Source organism: Woronichinia naegeliana WA131, assembly GCA_025370055.1.
Classification (GTDB): domain Bacteria; phylum Cyanobacteriota; class Cyanobacteriia; order Cyanobacteriales; family Microcystaceae; genus Woronichinia; species Woronichinia naegeliana.
This window is the reverse complement of record CP073041.1, coordinates 6,902,791-6,919,809: the sequence shown is the minus strand read 5'-3', so window position 1 is coordinate 6,919,809 and position 17,019 is coordinate 6,902,791. Positions and strand designations below refer to the sequence as shown.

The 17,019-nt window shown below is 42.5% G+C and carries 19 protein-coding genes; 5 read left to right on the top strand and 14 right to left on the bottom strand.

Translation table 11 applies throughout. The features are described 5' to 3' along the window. Positions 1-5: 5 nt before the first annotated feature. Both KA717_35225 and KA717_35220 read right to left on the bottom strand, forming a co-directional pair. A complete protein-coding gene (locus tag KA717_35225) occupies positions 6-755 on the bottom strand; it encodes a TIGR00297 family protein (GenBank protein UXE60704.1) in 750 nt (249 codons plus the stop codon). Positions 756-796: 41 nt separating this feature from the next. Then, complete coding sequence (locus KA717_35220) at positions 797-1,744, bottom strand: PEP-CTERM sorting domain-containing protein (GenBank protein ID UXE60703.1); 948 nt, start codon at positions 1,742-1,744, stop codon at positions 797-799. A gap of 837 nt (positions 1,745-2,581) precedes the next feature. Between KA717_35220 and KA717_35215 the strand changes: the two genes are divergently transcribed. From KA717_35215 to KA717_35205, 3 genes are all read left to right on the top strand, one after another. Further along, positions 2,582-3,337, top strand: a complete 756-nt coding sequence (locus tag KA717_35215; protein ID UXE60702.1) for a PEP-CTERM sorting domain-containing protein — start codon at positions 2,582-2,584, stop codon at positions 3,335-3,337. A gap of 115 nt (positions 3,338-3,452) precedes the next feature. Then, the gene (locus KA717_35210; GenBank protein UXE60701.1) at positions 3,453-4,307 is read left to right on the top strand and encodes a DUF72 domain-containing protein; all 855 of its coding nucleotides are present in this window, start codon (positions 3,453-3,455) and stop codon (positions 4,305-4,307) included. An 87-nt stretch (positions 4,308-4,394) separates the two neighbouring features. After that, on the top strand, positions 4,395-5,726 hold the full coding sequence (locus KA717_35205; GenBank protein UXE60700.1) for a cytochrome P450: 1,332 nt from the start codon (positions 4,395-4,397) through the stop codon (positions 5,724-5,726). A gap of 111 nt (positions 5,727-5,837) precedes the next feature. On the opposite strand, the gene KA717_35200 is transcribed toward KA717_35205, so the two are convergent. From KA717_35200 to leuS, 12 genes are all read right to left on the bottom strand, one after another. Then, the gene (locus KA717_35200) at positions 5,838-6,425 is read right to left on the bottom strand and encodes a DUF1997 domain-containing protein (GenBank protein ID UXE60699.1); all 588 of its coding nucleotides are present in this window, start codon (positions 6,423-6,425) and stop codon (positions 5,838-5,840) included. Positions 6,426-6,788: 363 nt separating this feature from the next. After that, positions 6,789-7,631 carry a hypothetical protein gene (locus tag KA717_35195; protein UXE60698.1) on the bottom strand — a complete coding sequence of 281 codons (843 nt, stop codon included), beginning with the start codon at positions 7,629-7,631 and terminating at the stop codon, positions 6,789-6,791. 75 nt (positions 7,632-7,706) lie between these two features. After that, positions 7,707-8,291, bottom strand: coding sequence for a Uma2 family endonuclease (locus KA717_35190; protein ID UXE60697.1), 585 nt, complete (start codon positions 8,289-8,291; stop codon positions 7,707-7,709). A 142-nt stretch (positions 8,292-8,433) separates the two neighbouring features. Continuing rightward, on the bottom strand, positions 8,434-8,748 hold the full coding sequence (locus tag KA717_35185; protein ID UXE60696.1) for a nucleotidyltransferase domain-containing protein: 315 nt from the start codon (positions 8,746-8,748) through the stop codon (positions 8,434-8,436). A gap of 75 nt (positions 8,749-8,823) precedes the next feature. After that, a complete protein-coding gene (locus KA717_35180) occupies positions 8,824-11,373 on the bottom strand; it encodes a tetratricopeptide repeat protein (protein UXE60695.1) in 2,550 nt (849 codons plus the stop codon). 11 nt (positions 11,374-11,384) lie between these two features. Then, entirely contained in the window at positions 11,385-11,816 is a 432-nt protein-coding gene (locus KA717_35175) for a hypothetical protein (protein UXE60694.1), read from the bottom strand. 17 nt (positions 11,817-11,833) lie between these two features. Beyond that, complete coding sequence (locus KA717_35170; protein ID UXE60693.1) at positions 11,834-12,172, bottom strand: DUF86 domain-containing protein; 339 nt, start codon at positions 12,170-12,172, stop codon at positions 11,834-11,836. Further along, positions 12,162-12,476: a nucleotidyltransferase domain-containing protein gene (locus KA717_35165; GenBank protein UXE60692.1), complete on the bottom strand. Its 315-nt coding sequence runs from the start codon at positions 12,474-12,476 to the stop codon at positions 12,162-12,164. The genes KA717_35170 and KA717_35165 overlap by 11 nt, the downstream gene beginning before the upstream one ends. Before the next feature lie 282 nt (positions 12,477-12,758). Then, positions 12,759-12,995 (bottom strand): DUF2283 domain-containing protein, encoded by a 237-nt coding sequence (locus KA717_35160; GenBank protein ID UXE60691.1) that lies wholly within the window; start codon positions 12,993-12,995, stop codon positions 12,759-12,761. A gap of 48 nt (positions 12,996-13,043) precedes the next feature. Next, a complete protein-coding gene (locus KA717_35155; protein UXE60690.1) occupies positions 13,044-13,325 on the bottom strand; it encodes a type II toxin-antitoxin system mRNA interferase toxin, RelE/StbE family in 282 nt (93 codons plus the stop codon). After that, positions 13,306-13,536, bottom strand: coding sequence for a hypothetical protein (locus KA717_35150; GenBank protein UXE60689.1), 231 nt, complete (start codon positions 13,534-13,536; stop codon positions 13,306-13,308). Before KA717_35150 ends, KA717_35155 begins: the two co-directional genes overlap by 20 nt. Before the next feature lie 13 nt (positions 13,537-13,549). After that, positions 13,550-16,123, bottom strand: a complete 2,574-nt coding sequence (gene leuS / locus KA717_35145; protein ID UXE60688.1) for a leucine--tRNA ligase — start codon at positions 16,121-16,123, stop codon at positions 13,550-13,552. A gap of 193 nt (positions 16,124-16,316) precedes the next feature. Between leuS and KA717_35140 the strand changes: the two genes are divergently transcribed. Both KA717_35140 and KA717_35135 read left to right on the top strand, forming a co-directional pair. Then, positions 16,317-16,670 (top strand): type II toxin-antitoxin system RelE/ParE family toxin, encoded by a 354-nt coding sequence (locus KA717_35140; protein ID UXE60687.1) that lies wholly within the window; start codon positions 16,317-16,319, stop codon positions 16,668-16,670. Beyond that, a complete protein-coding gene (locus KA717_35135) occupies positions 16,670-16,960 on the top strand; it encodes a helix-turn-helix domain-containing protein (GenBank protein UXE60686.1) in 291 nt (96 codons plus the stop codon). Before KA717_35140 ends, KA717_35135 begins: the two co-directional genes overlap by 1 nt. The last annotated feature ends 59 nt before the right edge of the window (positions 16,961-17,019 follow it).

Genomic DNA, 17,019 nt, shown 5'->3' with positions numbered 1-17,019 from the left:
TGATTTTAAGCAAGTAGCCAAGCCAAACCCATTGCCAATAAGGCTCCGATCAAGGTGTTAATGATATTTACCACTTCATTGGTTAACCAAGACCAACGACTCTGGAGCGTTGCACCGATCACACTTTCAATATTGGTCGCCACAAAGGCCGCGATCGCACAGAGGCCAATCCCCAAGAGGTTGATCATACCGAATCCCCAAGCTACCAGTGCCATTAAGAGAGAGGCCACAATACCGGCGATCGTACCTTCCAAACTCATTGCCCCTTCTGTTCCCCTGGGCACCGGTTGTAACGAGGTAATCAGAAAAGTTCTTTGCCCGTAGGCTTTGCCCACTTCACTGGCAGTAGTATCAGCTAATTTGGTACTAAAACTGGCGACATACCCCAGGATTAAGAAAGGATACCAGTCAGGCGTAAAAATTAGGGTTAATAAGGCACAGATTGTAGCCGTGAGTGCCGAGCCCCAAACATTTTCTGGCCCCCGTTGCCCTGACCGCTTTTCAGCAATCCCTTCTGCTTCCTTGCGTTCTAGGCCAATTTTGGTCACGCCTGAACCCACCAAGAAATAGAACATGACCACGCCATAGCCCTGCCATTCCAAACATCCCCAGACGATAACGCCTAAGAGCCAAGCATGGAGATAACCCAGGGGGGTCAGTAATTTTTTCGGGGCCAAAAAAGCGATCGCTAATAAAACGGTATTGAGGGCGATCGCCTGGAGCCAGAGATTAGTGAGCAAGAGAGAAATTGGCATCAGTTGAAGAGAGAAAAACTGTACGACCAATTTACCGAACTTTATTCCCCTTTTGTCGCTTTGGCTAAACGTCGTTTGAAAGATGCACCTAATCCCAAGGCTGTTGCCGATCCCAGAATTGTGAAAGGTTCAGGAACTGCCGAGCTAGAAGGGGGAGTAACCGTATCAGAAGGAGCGGAAGCTACGGTAGCCGGATTAGGATCACTTGTCGTCTTATAGGTATCATAGAAAACTGGTGAATCCGTTCCAGCAGGAGGTGTAGTACCTTTAGCAAAGGGGTTTCCGTAATAAAAACCATCACTTCGGCTATTGGCATAACCAATGATATGAGCAGCAACAATTAGATTATCGTTCTGAGTTAGACTGTTCAGAATATCGTTAAAGGTTTTGCCTGCACTCAAGTCAACCAATATTCCTAAAGTTTCCCCTGGTGAAATTGAGCTTTTATTTCCTCCAGATCCGGCCTTGTCAAAAGAGAAAGAGGTATTGAATCCAATGCTATTACCTTGAGATAAAGTGGCAGTTCCGTAGGCAAAATCTAAGCCACTAAGTGAACTGGTATTGGCCGCTGCATCACTAAAGGTTGTTGAAACTGAGGCGTTATATTTAGTGGTCGTAGTGGTCGTGGTCTTGCCATTCTTTGCTGTTGTTGTTGTTGTCGTCGTCGTCGTTGCAAATAATCCGCCCTTATCTTGAAAGTAAACTGTCGAAATGTAGTTAGCATCCGCTAAGGTATTCGATGAAAACTGAAACAGGGCCTTTCCCTTCTGTCCCACATCCTCGCCATCAGTTATTTTTAAAGTAAATTTACCATTATCCCCATCTCCAATTGTTTGAGGGCCAATGTTCGCCCACCGGCTGTAGGTAATTGAGGCGGCATTCGCAGGAGCGGAGCTTAAGAAGATTCTTGTCAGAGCAATAACGGCTACGGTACCGATAAGAGAGTTAATGTTGACTGAGTCGGTTTTAATTTTTAATTGGTTAAACATTAAATTCGCACTCTGAAATTTATGGCTGGGATTTTTAATCTATAGTCGGCAGACTTTCTGATGCCGATGCAAATAGCGTTTCAAAAATTCGATCTACAGGCTTGCAATAATACAAATGCTTTGCTCGTCGCTTGCCAGTGGTTAGGATTCATAGCGGAGTTGTTCTCTAGAACCTACTGTAAGTGCTTTCTCTTGCTTTCCAACTTTGTTGAAACTTTATTTTTTCTAGAAAATTTCCCCTACTAAGCAATAAATAGCTATCTAACTTTATTTTTTCTTTAAATAAATATTTGAGCTTTATTTTTTCTTTAAATAATTTTGGTGAGCAACTCCGATACGATCAAGTCTTTTTGTTCTTGTTTTTGCTGGCAAGTCCTACTTTGGATATTTGTTTTTGATTTTTCCTGCCTCTCATGGGGCGGAGAGAGTAGTTAATCGTTATACAATAACCCCTTTGAGGCAAATCAGTTCTTAAGTTCTTCGGTGCAATAAAGGAGTTTGTGATAGAACCAGTCCTAAAAAACTTACATAACCTTTAAAAACTGGCATCAAAGATCGCCCATCTTTATAGTCTCTTTACAAGAAAACTTCTTATACACAGACTTTACGTATTTACACTTAAAAATATACAAAAACATAGTGACAGAACTGTAAATCTTATGTATGATTATGTACATGAGCTTGAGATTTCTCAGTGCATCGCCCCAATAACCTCAGTATATTGACTTAAGTAGAGAAAATACACTGATAGCGAAACGCCTAGATTGAGAAGCTGCTTCGGTTTATACTTAATCGCCCCTATTTTAATTAGGAAATTTTAACAAAATGACAACTAGCATGAAAAACATTAAAAATAATATTCCCCAAGGACTTCTTTCCGTTGCTGGCGCGATCGCTTTAGCTACTATGTCTGCCCCGATGATGGCCGGTTCTGCCTCTGCTGCTACTGTTTCCTTCCAAGTCGGTACGGCTGCTACGGGTAGTGTGGATGTTGATTACGATGTCAAGATTTCAGACATCGCTGGCGGTGTTCAAATTGATGTCAATCAAGCCGCTACTTCTCCCAATTCTGCCGATATCTTAGGTCTATTTTTCAACGTACAGCCCGGCAATGCCAGCAATTTTGGGATCACCTCAGCTAGTCAATTTACGAAGCTGGCTGGCGATGCTATCACTCAAGTCTGTTTTAATGCCACAAGCTGTGGAAGTGGAAATAACATCAATGGTGGCACGATGCCTTCCTCCTTTGATATTGGCATGAAACTGGGTTCTACAGGTTCATCTGGCGGTTTAGTGAAATTTAGTTCCTTTACAATTGCCAGTGCTTCCCTCACAACTGCTAACTTCCTCAATCAAGCTTTTGCTGTTCGCGCTCAAACAGCAGGCTCGAATCCTACCACTGGTGGTTCTGGCAGTGTGAAAGAATTAGGTTTTGCACCTAGCACGGTTGATACGATTACTCCTCCTCCTCCCGGTGGTGGTGGTGGAACAGGTGCAGTACCTGAGCCTTTAACGATGCTGGGTGCGGGTGCGGCAGTCGCTTTTGGTAGTTATTTTAAAAAGCGTGCTAACAAAAATGACCGTAAAGCTTAAGACTTAAGTTCATTGAATATTTAGTATAGGGCGATCGCAGTTTATAATTAGATTCGGCGATCGCTTTGTCCTGGCATAGGTAAAAATAGGGAAAAGTGGAATTCAAAGAAACCCCATGACTTTTTATCTCGGTTGTGCAGTCTGGTCTTACGATGGTTGGCTTGGAACTTTTTATCCCCCTAAAACACCGAAAAAAGCTTTTTTAAGTTGCTATAGTCAACGCTTCCATACTGTTGAAGGAAATACCACTTTTTATGCCATGCCTTCAAGCGCAACGGTTCAACGCTGGCAAGAAGAAACCCCAAACTCTTTTAAGTTTTGCCTAAAATTTCCCCAGACGATTACCCATCAAGGAGCCTTAATTCCTAACCTAGCAGAAACCCAACAATTTATCGAACGGGTGCAAGTCCTTGATCATAAACTCGGCTGTATTTTTGCCCAATTGCCGCCCAGTTATGGCCCCAATTATCTAGAAGATTTACAACAATTTTTAGCGTCTCTTTTGTTCGCCAATATTCCCTTAGCAGTTGAAGTTCGTCATCTCGATTGGTGGCGATCGCCGTATCAAGAAAAGTTACATCAATGCTTACAAAACTTGAATGTTGCCCAGGTCATTTTAGATACCCGTCCCGTTTATCGTTGCTCAGATAATCCCCTGAGCCATTCCCAACGTCCTAAGCCGGATGTCCCCGTTAACTTTACCCTGACCGCAAACTTTGTCCTGATTCGTTTTATTAGTCATCCTCAGTTAGTCCTCAATGATCTTTACCTAAAAGAATGGGGACAGAAAATTCAAGATTGGCTAAATACAAATATCACTGTTTATTGTTTTATTCATTGCCCGATTGAAGATCATTCTCCCCAGATTGCCCGCTATTTTTATCAACAATTACAACAGGAGTGTATTGGTCTTGACCCTTTGCCCTGGGATAAACTTGCCCATCCCCCTCAACAATTAAGTCTCTTTTAAGCACACATGAGCACACAGCAGTAGAGATAAAAAGCGAAATCCAAAATGATATGATTGGAGCTATTCCTTACGCCTCAATCCTCGATTATGACTACTCAATCCTCGCCATCTTTGATCGATGTCACCCTGAACCAATTTCAAAGTTGGGCCCTACAACATCCCCAGAAAAAGCGTAGTCAATGGTTATTACCGATCATTAGTTTGGTGGAAGGTGTGTTAGCAAATAATCCTACCTATTTGGATCAGAAGCGGCGGGTATTGGGAGCTAATTTTTGCTGTGCCGGTCAGGTGGTTCTAGGGGATTTTACCCAAATTAGTCAGGCTCTCACCTCACCCCAGGCCCGTACTTGGCGTTTAGGGACTTCTATTTTATCGGCCCAGCGATCGCCGAATCAGGACGTGGGCGGACGGAATCTCTTTTTACTGTCCCTATCGGATCAAGAGGCTGGAGGAACAGGAGCCCATGAAGCCTTTCGTCAATGTATGCAGTTCTATTTATTAAATGAGCCAGCCCAAGCTCGACAACGGGATGGCACTGCCCAGGCTTTATTAGCCCAATTAGCCGAGGATTATCAGACCCTCTCTGGTGACAAAGATCAGGCTTTTTTTACCGATGATCAACGGGGTTGGATGGCTTTTTTAGTCAGATATTTGCATTATGTACTTTTTGGTCTTGATCCGAGTGATCGCGCCACTATGCAACGCCTCACCGAGTTGTATTACACCCGTAAGGGAACCCTGCATTATTTTGTCGGAGCGGGACTAATTCTGAAAATTTTGGATCGTCTTAAAGGGGAAAAGTTAGCTGACTTAATTGAAGAAGTGGCCACTATTTATGAACAATCCCCTGCCTTAGCCCATTTTCAACCGTCAGAAAACCAGTATCAAGCCATGACGCGACGGGAATTGGCCAAACTGATGACAGCGATTATGAATATTGCGGCTCTTCAGGGGCCCCTTCATCTTGGTTATACGGCCCTGGGTTATCGACCCCTACCGGCCTATACGGGCCAAAAAACGGCTGAGATCTCAATTACCGATCATTGGGATAGTTTGGATCTAGAAGATCGTCCCGCTATTCAACGTTATCTGTTAGAGTGTGCCCGTCTGTGGGCCCCTGTTAGTGCAACCCACCATGTGGCAACCTCTGATTTTACTGCCGCGATCGCTGGCCGTAACCTGACTTTTCCGACGGGAACAAAAATTTTAATTCCGATGATTTTAGGGTTACTGGATGAGACCGTTTGGGGGCCCAGCACCTACGAATTTAATGCGGAACGGGAAAATCTTTGTCCTTATCATTTAGGTTTCCATTCCGTCGGCGATCGCCATGCAGGCAGAATTTGTCCAGGCAAAGACATTGCGATCGAAATGCTGGTAGATGTGGTCAAGGTTGTTGGTCAAGCGCGTCGTAAGTAGCTGGTTGCAATTAAATATAAAACGTGGGATGGGCATCCTGCCCGTCCACAGGCTAGAAGCCTGTTCCACTATCTAACAATTAATTAAGCCCACTTACTTAGTCGCTAAAAGCTAAAGCAAAGGGTTTAAGGCAGAGGATAGACGAGGAGTAGAGGCTAATTCAGAGGAGGTTTGCTGAGTCCAATGGTGATAATCCTCTAACAGTTGAGTTAGCAGCCGTTGTTTGATGCGCCCTAAAACCCCCCTAAGCAAACCATTGGCTGCCATTTCCAGTAGGGGGGTGGGGGTTAACCAGAGGGCATGGGGAAGATCCACACTGACTTTTAAATCAGCTTTGCCCTGTAGAGAGGTTTGTTGATTTTGTTCGTAGGGAGCCAATTTACCCTTTAGTTGCAGGGAAAAACGATGGTTAATGTAGTCAATACCGCGAATCTCACAACTTTCCGATTCCAAATAGACAGTTCCGGTGCTTGTACTCCAGACTCGTAGCACCACCGTTGGCTGAAAATGGTATAAGTCCATAAAGCTTAAGGGACGCATCTTAAGACGAAAGCGGTTTTCCGACAATACTTCCATTAACTTCGGATCGGCGATCGCCTTTACCAAACGTTGAGGTTGTCGTAGATAATGCTGGAGCGAGGTGAGGGGATCGGTCAGAGTCAAAGCCAAAGATTCCGTCGCAGAGAAACAAACATTCATACTGTCTTTAAGGATTGGTCAAGGGATCGAAGCGGTTACGTTAATTTTACTTTACATTTCTTAAGAATTCTTAAGATTTATGGGGTAATTATACGGTTTTAGTGGTCAAGTTCTGACATAAACGCCCCAAGTCTCTATAAAACTTGACAAAATACGTTACGTTTCTTCACATTTATAGCGTGTTCAGATCAGGATGATGCTAGTTCCGCCCATAGACTTCTTTATTTCTCAAACCCCTAGCGAGTCAAGCTTGGGGCCTTTAACCAAGCTGAACCAGTACATAGAATAAAAAAGGATATTAGAATTAATATCCCTTAAACCTTGAGCTAGTTTAGATTTTCCTGAAAATATCGGAACAGAAAGTTAGCGACGACGGCTACTGCCAAAACTACGGGAACGGGAACCTGAACTGCTACCAAAACTACTCCGTCGCGGGCTGGAATAGGACGATCCTGAGGATTTCAGACGACTAGAACCAAAACCTGAACCACTGGACTTGGTGGAATTATAGGAGGGTTTACCATTGGCTTTATTGGCAGAGGAAGAAGGATATTGGCGTAAATTGCCCGTTGTGCGTAGGGTTTGGCGATTTTTCTCCACCGGAGGAGCCGAATTATAGCGACCGCGATAGGTATTTACTGCTTGGCCGTAGCTACGACCAGAACCACCATAGCCAGTCAAAGGGCCACCCGAATACATCGGTGGAACATAATATTGGGGACGAAACAGTAAGCTACCCAGAGCTTGACCCGCTAAAGCCCCTGCAAAGGGTGTCCAAAAGCTCGATTCTTGACGGACGACAACGGTTTCTTTTTGGCCTGTTTGGGGATTATTTTGAACTTCGGTGACGTTATGAACGTATTCAATTTTAAAATCTTCGGTTAGGTACAGTTCAGCTTGATCCCCATTGATCTGGACATAGGTTTTTTCTCCTTTTTTAATATCTTCATCGGTCAAGCGAGCCATTTGTAGAGCTTCCGTTTGATAGGTAGGAGATTTTCCGGCCGGAGTGCCCAGTAACATGAGGCGATAAACACCATTGCTATCATCGTAGGTTGCTTGTTGTACGGAATAACGTCCACTGGTAATTTGATTTTCAATTTTGGGAGCATTATTACCGGATTGGGATTGGTTCGATCCACTACCACAGGCCACTGTGGTTACGCTCAGGAGCAAGATGAGCAAGAGGCTAAGAAATCGACGCATAGGTTTTGATGGTACGCTTTAGGCGAATGATGCTACTTTCGTTGATCTTAGCAAGTTCGCTAACTTCAGGGAGATTTACGAGGCAGACCAGATGGGTTCTAAATTCAGCACAAATCCCTGGAGCACCTCTTCTCCTGACAAACTAGCTGGTGCATTAAGAATCTCTGGAGTTTGACCTAAACGATAAATTGCCACTCGTTTGCTTTCGGGATCGATGAGCCAACCCAAACGACAGCCATTATCCTGATATTCTTGCATTTTGGCTAAACCCTTAATCCAGGAATCGGTCGGCGATAAAAGCTCGATCGCAAAGTCGGGACATAGGGGTAAAAATTTCTTGCGCTGTTCGGGAGAGAGGGCATTCCATTTTTCCAGGGGTATCCAGGCGGCATCGGGCGATCGCTCAGAGCCTTGGGGAAGAGAAAATCCGCCAGAAGAGTCAAAGACTTTACCCGATCGCTGTTGGCGATTCCACATTCCTAAGTCAAGATTAATATCAGCATTCCAAGCACTCGTTTCACCACCAGTGGGGGACATAATGACAAGTTCTCCGTTGGCATTGCGTTCAAGTTTAAGGTCTGGATTAGCAGCACAGAGTTCGTAAAACTGTTCTTTATTCAGTTTCAAAATGGGATCAAGATTGATGGTATAAGCGGTCATTAGTTTTACTCCATCAAGAAAATCAGCACTCGTGAATTGTTAAATTGTATCGCGATCGCAACTTGAAAATTTACAACTTGATAGGCTTCCTCTGCACGATTTAAACGATACCTAATTAGTTGATCGTGAGGGGAAGTTTTACTCATAACATAATGGCTTCTTTGTTAACTGATTGCCAGAAAGGAGTAGTTTGTAATAAGGGATGTTCCCATTGATTTTTGCTGCGAACAATGGTACAAAGAACCTCTTCTGTTTCCCATTCGATTTCATAAATTTGACGACGGATTTGAGATGTTCGAGTGGGGTTAGTGATCCCATCAACTAACACTAATATATCCCAATCAGAGTCTGGTTGAGCATCGTTTCGCGCCCGTGAACCATAAAGGAATATTTGTGCTTGTGGCTCAATTGCTTGTACTGCTTGTTTAATTTTATTGAGTAATAGTTGTTTGTTCATGATTTTTCATTACCTTTTTTGCACTACAAAACAGTATTAACAATATAGTCCATCCCATAATCCCATCAATCACAGTTAAGACGATGGATGTTTTTGTAAATTTTCCCGAATCTGAACAGTATTAGGATGATTCTCCCCTAAAGCTTGCTCAGCAATTGCTAAAGCTTGTAAAAAGAGGGGTTCAGCTTCTTCGTACCTTCCTTGATAATAGTACAATAGTGCTAAATTATTAAGGGAGGTAGCTACATCGGGATGATTCTCTCCTAAAGCTTGCTCAGCAATTGCTAAAGCTTGTAAAAAGAGGGGTTCAGCTTCTTTGTACCTTCCTTGGGAATCGTACAATAATGCTAAATTGTTGAGGGAGGTAGCTACATCTGGGTGATTTTTTCCTAATAGTTGTTTTCTCAATTCCAAAGCTTGTAAATGGAGAGGTTCAGCTTCTTTGTATCTTTCTTTATAATAGTATAATTCTGCTAAATTATTAAGGGAGATAGCTACAGAGAGATGATTCTCCCCTAATAGTCGTTGCCTCAATTCTAAAGCTTGTAAATAGAGGGATTCAGCTTCTTCATACTTTCCTTGCAAACAGTATAATAATCCTAAATTGTTAAGGGATTGTGCTAAAAGGGGATGATTCTTTCCTAACAGTCTTTTCCTCAATTCTAAAGCTTGTAAATAGATAGGTTCAGCCTCTTTATATCTTCCTTGAAAATTGTACAATTCTGCTAAATTATTAAGGGAGGTAGCTACAGAGAGATGATTCTCCCCTAATAGTCGTTGATTCAATTCTAAAGCTTGTAAATAGAGGGGTTCAGCTTTTTCGTACCTTCCTTGGGATGCGTACAATAATGCTAAATTGTTGAGCAAAGTAGCGGCATTGGGATGATCCTCCCCTAATAGTCGTTGATCCAATTCTAAAGCTTGTAAATAGAGGGGTTCAGCTTCTTTGTATTTTCCTTGGGAACGGTATAATTCTGCTAAATTGTTGAGGGAAGTTGCTACATCGAGATGTTCTTCTCCCAAGCGGCGGCGAGTTACTTCTAGACATTGCTTATACCAAGGTTCAGCCTGTTCGTAAAATCCCTGCCCATAATAAAATATCTCCAATCCCTTAAAAGACGGAATTAAATCCTCATCCTCCAGCCATTGTTCTAACTCTGTCGCTGACTCCGCAATATGGAGAATAGATAGGGCGACGGCTTCTATTTGCTCCTTAGTTGGACTCTCAGGAATAGTATTTGCTTCCTCAACCATACCCCGACAAAAGGATCGTTTCAACTCATCCCCATCCTCTCGCAGTACTAACTTAGCTTGAAAAAACTGTCGCACCAAGGGATGAAACTGATAAACTTCTCCTTCCACTGCTTGCAACAGATGAAGATTGAGTAATTGCTCCTCTCTAATATATTCCAACTCCTCCTCATCTTCAGCAGACAAACACCTTTCTACCACCAACCGCCAAGGCATAGGAGCCAAAGCAAAGAGACTGAGGAAACACCCTAAATCTCTCGCTGACTGATTTAACTCCTCCCAACTCACCTCAAAAGCTGCCTCTACCCCTCTTTGCGCCGTCATATCTGCCGAAGGATTCTGCAAAGCTGACAACTGTAAGCCCTTATCTATCAACTGTTGCTGCATCCTCGCCAATGTCCAATTAGTACGCCGCTTGAGGAAACGCCCCACCAATTCCAAGCCCAAAGGCAAATACCCCAGCCAGGCACATAGCCCCTTCCCTACCTCTAATTCAGCTTGCAGACGCGACGCACCAATCAGAGATTCCAGTAAAGCAAGGGCGGCTGATTCGCTTAAAACGGGTAAGCGCAATTGCTCAAACGATGCGGCCAGCCAGTGTTGCCGAGTCGTAATCAATACCTTGAATCGTTGTTCTTGGGGAGGCAAATAATCTTGGATTTCCGTGTATTGATGCACATCATCTAAAACTAGCAGTACATCCCCTGGCGGTTGCCATCTCGCCCAACAATAATCCAATTGCCCCCGCAAATTCAAATCTTCAGGGGGAAATAAACCCAACAGCGACTTAGCAAAATCCAATAGTTGTACCCCTACTGTTTCACCTTGTACCCCGATCCAGCAAATACCGCCTGCATAAGTTGATTTTTCCCGATGATGTAGAGCATATTGGAGAGCTAATTCTGTCTTGCCCACTCCTGCCATTCCTGTAACGACGGCGGTAATCGCAATTCTTTCTTGTTGCTGTAACTGGTCGTGCAATTGTGTCATTGCGTCCTCACGCCCCACAAAATTAACTGCTCCAGTACGCGCCCGATTCAGATTATTGGGTAATTCTGCTGGTTTCTCAGCTTGGGGAATTGATAGCTGATTAAAATTTGTTTTCAGAAAAGCTTCTAAAACAGACTGTAACGTTTCATTATCTACCTGAAAGCGATCACCAATATAAGCGACTCCACCCTGTACTAAAGTTTGATAACCCCTAGCATTATCAGAATTGCTTTGCGTCATTCCTTGACGTAAACTTGTCGTTAACTCTACATCTACTTGTAAAGCTTGCTGTAATAAAGTCTCTAACTCTTCAGGTTTAGCCTCTGGATGCTGTTGCATCAACTCAGCCCCTAATCTACATAATTTCTCAATTACCTTTTCCATCTGACATTTCCTTAAGAGTCCTTCGATTGATTAATATGAATCTCCCCAATATAGGCAGTTCCCCCCTCAACTTTTGTCTGCCAACCCTTAGCATTATCAGAATTTTTTTGAATCATACTACTATTGTCCTGAATTTTACCTGCTTGGATCGTCTGCGCTAAAACTTTTAACTCTTTCGCAAAATCAGGGTCTTCATCTAAAATCACATCCAGATGTTTAGTCAAGGTTTCAACGGCTTTACTATCACCGCCTTCAACCTTTGCGATCGCTTCATTAACTTTCGCCGATCTTCCCATTAGTCGAGTTTTGATCTTTTCCCATAAAACAGGAATCTTAGCTAAAGCCTCAGCCGTAAACCGTTTCGCCAAATCCCCCGTCCCAGATTTAATAAATTCTTGTACCGCTAAAGTTACAAGCAAACCCGTCGTTAATGGTTCAGTCATTTTTAGATTCTCCTCAATTAAATTTCTCGCGGTAACAAGGGTTTAAGTTGATCCAGTAACTCAGGAATATCAACTATCACGACTTGCCAAACTACTGGAATTCTAACACGATCATATTGATGAATGACCTTATCACGCATTCCCGCGATCTCTTTCCAGGGAATTTCAGGATGATCCTCTCGAAACTCAGAAGAAAGACGCTTAACTGCTTCTCCCAAAACAGCAATTTCATACAGTACCGCCAGTTGAGTGGAACGACTATTCGCAAAAATCATTTCATCCATTCCCTTCGTTAAATCAAGAATTTCTTCGGCAAAACGAACAATATCTAGAAGCGTCGCTTGATCACGCAGCATAAATCACCTTTGCTGATCCAAGAATTGCTTGACGGCGTAACCAATTTGGACTTTGTTCAACCTCCTCTCGATCCAATAAATCCACAGGACGAGCCAGCAACAATTCTAACTCACTTTCCATCCGCACACGATCTAATAAACTCCAATGAGAAGACGGCTTAAACACTGCTAAAAAATCCACATCACTTTCATTTAGTTGAAAATCTTCACGCAAAACCGAACCAAAAACCGCCAACTCTTGAATTTGCCAATGCTGACAGAATAATTGTAAATTTTCTATTGGTAAAGAAATCGCTAAATTCATAAAAATTTGTAACCTTAAAAACTAAATTTTTAATCCTTATATCGTAGCGAATCAAGATAAAGGGTATCAGGGGAAATATCTTGTTCATGGGGCCAAACCACCGTCCCATCAATAACCTTAACTTGATTAAAATAATGGATATTTTGAAGTTCTTGAAACACCCCAAAATTCAATAAACTGGAACAATCATAAATGCCCCATTCTCTATTGGTAAATATGAGTTTAAACTTATAATTGGATAGCGGCGTAACTTGCTTAATTCTAGGATTCATAACCCTAACCTCACAAAACCAAAGAATTTTGATTGTGATTAATAGTCATATTCTCCAAAGAAAATTGTGCCGTTAATGGTAATTCAAATTGTATTTGAGATTCCAAACGTTTAGAGAAAAATAAAATCTCTAAATTTTCAATATTGCCACTCTCAGGATTAAAACGAGCGACAATTTCATCGCCAATCTCTTCAGATCTTTGTTCAGGATAGGGTGAACATTGATCCAGATAAAGAATGTCATCCATTTTATCATATCGAATCGCAAGATTGGAGTTCATAAGCCCCACATCATTTTAATAAACTTGGTCATGGCTGCCAACATCAATTAATAAAATAACCATTTCTAATAATTGACCGTCTTCGGAAATATCGAAAATAATTCTGCAATCATAGGCAACAGAACAAGACCATAAACCCTCCATGTGACCTGCTAATTTATGAGATTTTAAAGAAGGAGTAAAAGGATCAACCGCCAATAATTTTAAAGTCTCAATAATTTTGTCACTGAGTCGAGAATTTTTCTTGGTAATTTTTTTAAAGGATCGCTTAAATCCACTACTCCAAACAACTTTCATCGTCATCCTCTAATAAATCAGCGATTAAATCCTCCACTGTTCCAACTTTGGCTTTCCCTTCCTTAAAGGCTTGCCGAACCTCCTGAGCATTCGCTAAAATTTCAGCCCGACGCTCCTCGATCCGACGTTGATAAAGTATCTCGAACAATTGCTCCTTGTCGTCATCAGGTAAAAGCTCAATAGAACCGATAACTTCCTGTAAAGTTGACATAAAATAGCCTCCCTTAACTTGCAACAAAATTAACTAACTTACCAGGCACAACGATCGCCTTTTTAATCTCCTTCCCTTGTAGATACTTTTGGGCAATTTCAGAGCTAAGAGCATACTTTTCTAACTCCTCTTTAGTTGCACTGGCTGGAACCTGAATCGTTCCCCTAGTTTTACCCATAATTTGAATGACTAAAGTAATTTCATCTACTACTAACGCATCGGGATCAAAAGTTAACCAATTTTGCTGATGAATAGAACTTTGATGACCCAATAATTGCCACAATTCTTCGGTGATATGGGGCGCAAAAGGAGACATTAAAATTAATAGGGTTTCAATGCCTTCTCGATAAACAGAGGACTCCATACAAGTCGCCGAACTGAGGGCATTACTGAGTTTCATCATCTCGGAAATAGCCGTATTAAATTGATAATCCCCGTCTAAGTCTTCCGCAATTTCTTTAATCGCTTGGTGAATGGAACGACGTAAATCTTTTTCCACTTTACTTAAATTTTTGGCCGTCACAGGTTTAACCGCTTTTTCAGCATAGTCCGCTACTAATCGCCAGACCCGATTGAGAAAACGAAATTGACCTTCTACGTCTGCATCATCCCATTCTAAATCTTTTTCGGGAGGAGCTTTAAAGAGAATAAACATCCGCGCTGTGTCGGCTCCATATTTAGCTAAAACCTCTTGCGGATCAATGCCATTGTATTTAGATTTGGACATTTTCTCATAGAAAACTTGCAGTTTTTCCCCTGTTTCTGGGTCAGTGGGATTACTGGGATCAATTAATAATTTACCCGTTTCTAAGTCTTTAGCAATGACATATTTACCTGTCTTTGGATTCTTATAAGTTAGCCCCTGAACCATACCCTGGGTTAACAATTTATTGAAGGGTTCATCCACATTGACTAAACCCCGATCGCGGAGAACTTTGGTAAAGAAACGGGAATAAAGTAAATGTAAAATGGCGTGTTCAATACCGCCCACATATTGATCGACTCCCATCCAATGATTAACGCGATCGCGGTCAAAAACCTGTTGGGAATTCTGAGCATCGGTGTAACGCAAAAAGTACCAGGACGAGTCAATAAACGTGTCCATCGTATCCGTTTCCCGTTTAGCGGGCTGACCACAACAGGGACAAGGTACATCAACCCAATCGCTTAATTTTGCTAAAGGCGAAGGGCCACGACCGCTAAATTCCACTTGATCGGGCAATTTTACGGGCAAATCCGCATCGGGAACGGGAACTGTACCGCAAGTCTCGCAATGGATCACGGGAATGGGACAACCCCAATACCGTTGCCGCGAAATCAACCAATCCCGCAAACGATACTGTACTCGTGCTTTACCATAACCGTTCTTTTCTGCATACTCAATAATCGCCGTTTTTGCTTTGATAGAATCCATGCCCGTAAAGTCTGCGGAATTAACCATAATCCCTGCTTCCGTATAGGCTGCCTTTAGTTCTGTATCGGCATTCTCGTCAGGCAAAATCACCACCTGAATGGGCAAATCATTTTCCTTGGCAAACTTAAAATCGCGGACATCGTGGGCGGGAACCCCCATCACGGCTCCTGTTCCGTACTCATACAATACATAATCAGCAATCAAAATGGGAATTTCTTCGCCATTAAAAGGATTGACTGCGATTCCCCCCGTTAATACACCCCGCTTGGGTTTGTCTTCAGCAGTACGCTCAATCTCGCTTTCACTGGCTACTTCTTCAATAAAAGCTTCTACCGTTGCCTTTTGCGCGGCAGTCGTCACCAAAGCGGTGAGGGGATGTTCAGGAGCGAGTACCACATAGGTCACGCCATAGACGGTATCAGGACGGGTGGTAAAAACAGCGATTTTTTCCGTACTATCCTTGATCGGAAATTCCAAATAGGCTCCAACGGATTTCCCGATCCAATTGGCCTGCATGGTTTTGACGCGATCGGGCCAACCCGTTAATTTGTCTAAATCAGTCAATAATTGTTCGGCATAGTCGGTAATTTTGAAAAACCATTGACGCAATAATTTCCGTTCTACCTTCGCGCCCGATCGCCAGGAACGGCCTTCATTATCTACCTGTTCATTGGCTAAAACCGTTTGGTCAATGGGATCCCAATTCACCGCCGATTCTTTTTGGTAGGCTAAACCCGCTTCATAGAATTGCAAAAATAACCACTGTGTCCAACGGTAATAGTCAGAAGAGCAGGTCGCCACTTCCCGTTCCCAGTCCAAAGATAGCCCCAATTGTTGCAATTGTTCTTTCATCTGGGCAATATTTTGGTACGTCCACTGAGCCGGCGGTACACCGCGATCGATAGCGGCATTTTCGGCGGGCAAACCAAAGGCATCCCATCCCATCGGATGTAAGACTTGATACCCCTGCATTCGTTTAACACGGGCGATCACGTCGGTAATGGTGTAGTTGCGAACGTGACCCATGTGCAGACTGCCAGAGGGGTAGGGAAACATAGACAGCGCATAGTATTTCAGCTGATCGGAATCCGTCGGCGTTTGGTCTAGTCCCAACTCCGTCCAGGATTTTTGCCATTTTTGTTCGATGTCAGCAGCGTTATATTGAGATACCACGATGACCGATGCGCTCCTATGCCCAGTTGATTACAGGCTTGTTATTGTAACATTGTTGGTAAGGGATGGTTGAGAATGGATAATTGACAATGGATAATTGATAGTTAAAAGGATGATTAAAAAGGACGGTTAAAAAGGTGATTATAATTGTTAAAATCTTGCCAAGATTTTAACAACGGGATAAACTATGGTTATGAAATGGAATATTATTTTTGATCCCGATTTTAGAATCTGGTTTTATCAACAAGAGCGAGGATTGCAGAATGAAATTTTTGCCGTATTAACTGTTTTAGCTGAGTTTGTCCCTAATCTGGGAAGACCACGAGTTGATACCTTAGAAGGCTCCTCTTTTAAAAATATGAAGGAGATTCGTATTCAGCATCAAGGTAATCCTTGGCGCGTTCTATTTATTTTTGATCCTCAAAGACAGGCTATTTTACTTGTCGGGGGGAACAAATCAGGTAAAAAGCGATGGTATAAAGAAAATATTCCTATCGCGGAAAAACGCTATAAAAATTATTTGAAAACCCTTGAGGATCAAAGCTAATGGTAAAATATACAACTCTATCTGAAGAATTAAGTCAACTTTCAATGGAAAGACAAGAGGCTATTCGATTAAGGGCTTCCGAAATTTACTTGGAAGAAATTACCCTTGGACAAATCGGAGAGAAATTAGGTTTGTCTTCATCTGATTTAGCTACATTTCTTGATAGACAATTCGATCAAAAACAAAGCTTAGAGTTAAATTCACTTCGATTGATGGTTAAAGCTTTGGGAGGTACAATGGAAATTATTGTCAGGTTGCCAAATCAAGAACCGTTAATTATTGGCGATTAAGTTCTTTAACTGCGATCGCGCTATTTCATGTCTGAATAATTGTGTTACCATAGTCTAAT

Excerpts from the sequence above, each read along its gene's own strand:
- KA717_35180 (UXE60695.1), bottom strand. The coding sequence starts at position 11,373 with ATGGAAAAGGTAATTGAGAAATTATGTAGATTAGGGGCTGAGTTGATG.
- KA717_35205 (UXE60700.1), top strand. The coding sequence starts at position 4,395 with ATGACTACTCAATCCTCGCCATCTTTGATCGATGTCACCCTGAACCAA.
- KA717_35200 (UXE60699.1), bottom strand. The coding sequence starts at position 6,425 with ATGAATGTTTGTTTCTCTGCGACGGAATCTTTGGCTTTGACTCTGACC.
- KA717_35165 (UXE60692.1), bottom strand. The coding sequence starts at position 12,476 with ATGAATTTAGCGATTTCTTTACCAATAGAAAATTTACAATTATTCTGT.
- KA717_35210 (UXE60701.1), top strand. The coding sequence starts at position 3,453 with ATGACTTTTTATCTCGGTTGTGCAGTCTGGTCTTACGATGGTTGGCTT.
- KA717_35155 (UXE60690.1), bottom strand. The coding sequence starts at position 13,325 with ATGAAAGTTGTTTGGAGTAGTGGATTTAAGCGATCCTTTAAAAAAATT.
- KA717_35160 (UXE60691.1), bottom strand. The coding sequence starts at position 12,995 with ATGGATGACATTCTTTATCTGGATCAATGTTCACCCTATCCTGAACAA.
- KA717_35190 (UXE60697.1), bottom strand. The coding sequence starts at position 8,291 with ATGACCGCTTATACCATCAATCTTGATCCCATTTTGAAACTGAATAAA.
- KA717_35175 (UXE60694.1), bottom strand. The coding sequence starts at position 11,816 with ATGACTGAACCATTAACGACGGGTTTGCTTGTAACTTTAGCGGTACAA.
- KA717_35215 (UXE60702.1), top strand. The coding sequence starts at position 2,582 with ATGAAAAACATTAAAAATAATATTCCCCAAGGACTTCTTTCCGTTGCT.
- KA717_35135 (UXE60686.1), top strand. The coding sequence starts at position 16,670 with ATGGTAAAATATACAACTCTATCTGAAGAATTAAGTCAACTTTCAATG.
- KA717_35140 (UXE60687.1), top strand. The coding sequence starts at position 16,317 with ATGAAATGGAATATTATTTTTGATCCCGATTTTAGAATCTGGTTTTAT.
- KA717_35170 (UXE60693.1), bottom strand. The coding sequence starts at position 12,172 with ATGCTGCGTGATCAAGCGACGCTTCTAGATATTGTTCGTTTTGCCGAA.
- KA717_35225 (UXE60704.1), bottom strand. The coding sequence starts at position 755 with ATGCCAATTTCTCTCTTGCTCACTAATCTCTGGCTCCAGGCGATCGCC.
- KA717_35185 (UXE60696.1), bottom strand. The coding sequence starts at position 8,748 with ATGAACAAACAACTATTACTCAATAAAATTAAACAAGCAGTACAAGCA.
- KA717_35195 (UXE60698.1), bottom strand. The coding sequence starts at position 7,631 with ATGCGTCGATTTCTTAGCCTCTTGCTCATCTTGCTCCTGAGCGTAACC.
- KA717_35150 (UXE60689.1), bottom strand. The coding sequence starts at position 13,536 with ATGTCAACTTTACAGGAAGTTATCGGTTCTATTGAGCTTTTACCTGAT.
- KA717_35220 (UXE60703.1), bottom strand. The coding sequence starts at position 1,744 with ATGTTTAACCAATTAAAAATTAAAACCGACTCAGTCAACATTAACTCT.